The organism is Pseudoalteromonas prydzensis (assembly GCF_011050055.1).
GTDB classification, from domain to species: domain Bacteria; phylum Pseudomonadota; class Gammaproteobacteria; order Enterobacterales; family Alteromonadaceae; genus Pseudoalteromonas; species Pseudoalteromonas prydzensis_A.
The window spans coordinates 1-3964 of the sequence record NZ_DRGM01000214.1 but is presented as its reverse complement, the minus strand read 5'-3'; the positions used below and the strand labels follow the sequence as shown (position 1 = coordinate 3964).

General features: G+C 37.9%; 6 protein-coding genes. 3 read left to right on the top strand and 3 right to left on the bottom strand.

Annotated elements, in window-relative coordinates; genetic code table 11:
• From ENH88_RS22675 to ENH88_RS22665, 3 genes are all read left to right on the top strand, one after another.
• A partial coding sequence (locus ENH88_RS22675) for a citrate/2-methylcitrate synthase (protein ID WP_304185817.1) occupies positions 1–200 on the top strand: 200 nt, incomplete at its 5' end.
• A gap of 115 nt (positions 201–315) precedes the next feature.
• Positions 316–1542: a SufS family cysteine desulfurase gene (locus ENH88_RS22670; protein ID WP_010552671.1), complete on the top strand. Its 1227-nt coding sequence runs from the start codon at positions 316–318 to the stop codon at positions 1540–1542.
• Positions 1543–1575: 33 nt separating this feature from the next.
• A complete protein-coding gene (locus ENH88_RS22665) occupies positions 1576–1992 on the top strand; it encodes a SufE family protein (RefSeq protein WP_008172666.1) in 417 nt (138 codons plus the stop codon).
• 6 nt (positions 1993–1998) lie between these two features.
• Here ENH88_RS22665 and tcdA read toward each other — a convergent pair whose 3' ends face one another.
• From tcdA to kdsB, 3 genes are all read right to left on the bottom strand, one after another.
• Complete coding sequence (gene tcdA / locus ENH88_RS22660; RefSeq protein ID WP_010552670.1) at positions 1999–2796, bottom strand: tRNA cyclic N6-threonylcarbamoyladenosine(37) synthase TcdA; 798 nt, start codon at positions 2794–2796, stop codon at positions 1999–2001.
• The gene (locus ENH88_RS22655; protein ID WP_121954939.1) at positions 2797–3477 is read right to left on the bottom strand and encodes a TIGR01621 family pseudouridine synthase; all 681 of its coding nucleotides are present in this window, start codon (positions 3475–3477) and stop codon (positions 2797–2799) included.
• Positions 3474–3964 (bottom strand): 3-deoxy-manno-octulosonate cytidylyltransferase (kdsB, locus tag ENH88_RS22650; RefSeq protein WP_304185814.1); only part of this gene is annotated, 491 nt, incomplete at its 5' end. The genes kdsB and ENH88_RS22655, both read right to left, overlap by 4 nt.

Genomic DNA, 3964 nt, shown 5'->3' with positions numbered 1-3964 from the left:
ATTTCTACTCTGGTATTATCTTAAAAGCGATTGGTATTCCAACAAGCATGTTCACTGTAATCTTTGCAATGGCACGTACTGTTGGTTGGATCACTCACTGGGATGAGATGCTATCTCAACCTGGTCATAAGATCAGCCGTCCTCGTCAACTTTATACTGGTTACACTCAACGTGACTACGTATCAACTGACAAGCGTTAATTAACGTTGGTTAGTTTAAAAAGGCCGCATTTTGCGGCCTTTTTTATTAACAACACTTGAGAATTATCATAAACCGATTACAATTCCTGCCTTAAAAACACTATGTAGATGAGCCATGCTTGCTTTAAAGTTTGATATAAATAAAATTAGAAACGACTTCCCAACATTAAATCAAACAATAAACGGCTGCCCGCTTGTTTATTTAGACTCAGCAGCAACCTCACAAAAGCCTCAATCAGTTATAGATACAATTACTGAATTCTATACGTTTCAAAACGCTAATGTACACCGTGGACGCCATACACTTAGCGAGCAAGCAACTTATGCATATGAACAAGTACGGGATAAAACTGCAGAGTATTTCAATGTATTTAGTAAAGAGATTGTATGGACTAAAGGCGCTACAGAAGCCATTAACTTGGTCGCTAACGGATTAAAAAAGCGCTTAAATGAAAGTCATACCATAATGATATCTCCGCTTGAGCATCATGCAAACATAGTGCCTTGGCAAATAGTGAGTCAACAAACGGGTGCTAAATTAATAGCGCTTCCACTAAATAAAAATGGCACGCTGAACACCAAAGAATGCTGTGAATTTATAAAAGAAACAAAACCTACCCTATTAGCTATTACACAAGCATCTAACACACTGGGTAATATCACCGATTTAAAACCACTTATTAGAGCTGCAAAAGACGTCAATTCTCTTGTTCTAGTGGATGGTGCACAGGGTGCACTGCATTTAAAACCCGATTTACGTGAATTAAACTGTGACTTTTATGTCTGCTCAAGCCATAAAATGCTCGGTCCAACAGGATTAGGTGTGCTTTATGGTCGATATGAGCAATTAAATACCCTTGAGATTTACCAATCAGGTGGGGAAATGATCGATAAAGTGTACTTAACTCACAGTACTTATCGTCCTGCGCCTGCAAAATTTGAAACTGGAACACCAAATATCTCTGGAGTTTTAGGCTTTGGTGCCGCATTAGACTATTTAAATGAATTAGATCACGCAAAAATCCAGCAATATGAGCAAAAATTGTTTAGTTATGCCGCTCAAAAATTGGTAAAGGTTGATGGTATTACAATATATAGCAACCTATCTGACAATATTGGTACACTCTGCTTCAACTTAAATGATGAACATCCTTATGATTTGGCAACTTTACTTGACGGGTACGGGGTTGCAGTAAGGAGTGGACACCATTGTACACAGCCATTAATGACACATTTAGGGCTTAATGGAACGCTAAGAGCGAGCTTTTGTTTTTATAATACCTATGAAGATGTAGATATATTCATTGATTCACTTAAAAAATGTATCGCTTTACTGGACTAAACGTCACTTTAATAGAATTAATTAGGATAACTCATGACAAATACGTTTAACAAAGTCACAGAATCTATAAAAAATGCGCCCGCTTGGCAGCAAAAATATCGTGAGATAATGCTTTTAGGAAAAACTTTACCTGTTTTAGCTGATGTTTTGAAGACTGATGATGCACTTGTACCGGGCTGTGAAAGCAAAGTATGGATGTTTGTTGAATTTGATTTAACAGAAAATACACTTGTTGTAATTGGTGACTCAGATACACGTATAGTAAAAGGATTATTAGCCATTATTTTAGCGCTTTACAATGGCCTCACACCAGAGCAAGTAGTGAATAAAAATGCGTATGAAGAATTTGAAAAGCTCGGCCTTATAAGCCACTTAAGCGCATCACGTGGTAATGGTATTAAAGCCATGGTTGATAAAATACAAACCATGGCACAACACAAGCTTAGTTAACGAAAACTAAGCTTGTGAGCGTTGTTTTTTATCTAGATATTTACGCACCGCTTTTGCCGCAACAAAAAAACCAAAGCTTCCTGTGATCATAGTCACAGAACCAAAACCATTATTACAGTCCATATTCATCGTGCCATCAGCACTTTGCTTAGCATGACATACACTGCCATCGCTTCCTGGGTAAACCAGTTGCTCTGTTGAGTAAACACAATCAATATTAAACTTACGTTTAGGATTATTACTAAAATTATATTGCTTGCGCAAAATATAGCGCACTTTTGCAAGTAATGGGTCTTGCGTAGTTTTGGCTACATCACCAAAAGTTATTTGGCTAGGATCTGTTTGCCCGCCAGCACCACCAGTTGTAATTATAGGTAGTTTATTACGTTTACAGTGAGCAATTAATGCTGCTTTTTCTTTAACTGCATCAATACAATCAATCACATAATCAAAACCTTGAATATGCTCTTGAATATTATCAAGCGTAATAAAATCATCTATCACATTAACTTGGCACTCTGGATTAATAAGCTCGCAGCGCGCTTTCATTGCATCTACTTTAGCTTGACCAATAGTGCCCGTTAACGCATGAATTTGTCTATTGACGTTAGTCGCGCAAATATCATCCAAATCAATCAATGTTATTTTACCAACACCAGTACGTGCAAGTGCTTCTGCTGTCCAGCTCCCTACACCACCAATCCCTACTACACAAAAATGTGCTTCTTGAAGCCAATCAAACTGTTGATGACCATATAAACGTTTAATACCACCAAAACGTATATCTGTAACTTTTTCGCTCATTTACCAATCCAGTTGCCATGGCGATTGCCATGCTTGAAAATCTTGATGTTTAATTAACGCCAAATACTCATCACCATTATCGGGTAATAAAGTTAGCTGTATTTGTTCACCTTGCCATAAAAAGCTCAATGCATATGCATGTAAATAGGTACGATTTGATGGCGTGCCTGAATACATTGCATCGCCTAAAATAGCAGAGCCAATACTTTTTAGTGCCACTCTTAATTGATGCGTCTTTCCTGAATAAGGCTTTAAAATATACCCTCTAAATCCCGGCTTATAGCTTAGCGAATAAAATCGGGTGATTGCAGGGTTAAGCTTACTCGTTAGTAACTTAAACGAGCCACGGCGAGACTTAGCCATATCGCCTTTGATCCACCCCTGCTTCTTTTTTGGTTTAGCGTCACTAATCGCTAAATAAAATTTAGCAATCGCATGCTCAGTAAACATAACAGTAAAGCTGGCCGCAGCGGCTTTGTTTCGCGCTAAAATAATCAGCCCTGATGTCACTTTATCTAAACGATGAACGGCATAAAGCTTTTGCGTTAATTGTTGTTCGGCTAACACAACAAAGCCGGGGCCATCTTCTGAATGAAAATTAAGACCCGCTGGCTTTTCTAAAATATAAAAATCGTTATGTGTAAAAATGATTTTTAATATTTTACTTACTTGTTCACTCACGCGTTTGTACTTTTAATATGCGCTATCACTTTCGCTAAGTCATCTGCCGTATCAACTCCAGCATGGGGTGCTATTTGAGCTTGTTCTATTTTGATTTTATAACCATGATACAACACACGTAACTGCTCAAGCGATTCAAGTAGCTCAAGTGGCGATACGCTCAATTCTATATATTGTTTAATAAAACCCGCTCTGTACGCATAAATACCTACGTGGCGCTGAAATGGCGCTAAATCAAGTTCACTGTTCTCATTCATCATTGCATTTCTATTGAAAGGAATACTAGCGCGTGAGAAGTAAAGTGCATTTTTATTTATATCACTAACAACTTTAACCGCGTTTGGATTAAATACTTCATCACGCTCTTCAATAGCAACACTTAACGTTGCCATTGGTGCTGTTGAATCACTTAATAGTGCAGCAACTTGAGATACGTTTTCTGGCGCAAGTAAGGGCTCATCGCCTTGTACATTAACCACAATTGTAT